Origin of the sequence: Streptococcus halichoeri, assembly GCF_009870755.1 — a bacterium.
GTDB classification, from domain to species: Bacteria; Bacillota; Bacilli; order Lactobacillales; family Streptococcaceae; genus Streptococcus; species Streptococcus halichoeri.
This window is the reverse complement of the sequence record NZ_WLZU01000052.1, coordinates 1-1,242: the sequence shown is the minus strand read 5'-3', so window position 1 is coordinate 1,242 and position 1,242 is coordinate 1. Positions and strand designations below refer to the sequence as shown.

Annotated in this window: 1 protein-coding gene; it reads right to left on the bottom strand. The window is 36.6% G+C overall.

Translation table 11 applies throughout. The features are described from left to right. Positions 1-35: 35 nt before the first annotated feature. A protein-coding gene (locus GWD08_RS08610; protein ID WP_159565251.1) for an IS3 family transposase occupies positions 36-1,186 on the bottom strand; the annotation gives its coding sequence in 2 pieces (ribosomal slippage) (positions 36-934 and positions 934-1,186; 1,152 coding nt in all). Positions 1,187-1,242: the final 56 nt, after the last annotated feature.

Here is a 1,242-nt window from a genome sequence, read left to right as displayed (position 1 = left end):
TGGACTTGTCAAGAAAAAATAGACATAAAGTTAAGCTAATTAGTAACTATTTTTTCAAATTCTACAGGTGAGAGATACCCTAAAGCTGAATGCAGACGTTTAGGGTTATAGTAAGTCTCAATATATTTAAAAATCTCAAGCTGAGCTTGCTCAATAGTTGCGAAATGAGCATCATTGACAAGCTCTCTTTTTAATGTTTTATAAAAGGATTCCATGAGTGCATTATCGTATGGATTACCTTTTCGACTCATACTGGACTTACATTTTTTCCGTCTAAGTAGGTCCTGAAATCGTGCTCCGGTATATTGAGAACCCTGATCTGTATGGACTATTACCCCTTCTTTAGGCTTTTCTCTATTATAAGCTTGATTGAAAGCCTCTGTTACCAACTTGTCTTGCATACGTCGGCCCATTGCCCAACCAACAATCTTTCTACTATAAACGTCTATAAAGACAGACAAATAAAGTATTCCTTCTTGTGTAGGAATGTAGGTTAAGTCTCCTAGCCATAATTTATTCTTACCAGTCGCTTGGAAACATTGATTAACAAGATTGGGACGAGTTAATGAAGAACGTCGACGGTTATAGTATTTATATTTATATCGACTTCCTTTAGCATAGAGACCTAGCTGATGAAGGAGTCTACCAACACGTTTATAATTGACATGGATGCCACGTCTACAAAGTTCTTGGGTAATTCGTACACTTCCGTAACGCTCTTTATGTTCATAGAAAATGGCTTTAATCATTTCTTTCAAAGCTTCATTCTCAACATGCCTTGAAGATGGACGACGTTTTAAATAAGCATAGAAACCTGAACGGGAGACTTGAAGAGTTTGACAGGCGTGATGAATATTCAAGCTAACACTATTTTCCTTCAGAAACCGAAATTTTATTTCCGGTTTGGCTTCAAGAAGACCTGGAACTTTTTTAGAAGAGCTAATTCCTCCTGTAGCAGTTTGTTCTCTTTTTCAAGTTTTTTTATCTCAAATTGAGCATGACGTAGTGCGCTCCCATGTCCTGGGAACGCACTTTCTCCATATTTTTCATATTCTTGAATCCATCGATAAAGACTATTGGGATGAATTTCTAAAGTTGAACTAACCATTTTTACAGACTGCTCTTCCTCAAGGATGAGTTTTACAGCAGAGAGTTTGAAGGCTTTATCAAAGGTTTTTCTTGGCATAATGACTTTTCCTCGTTTCCACTTAATTTTGTGTCTACTTTATTATACCAAGTCCA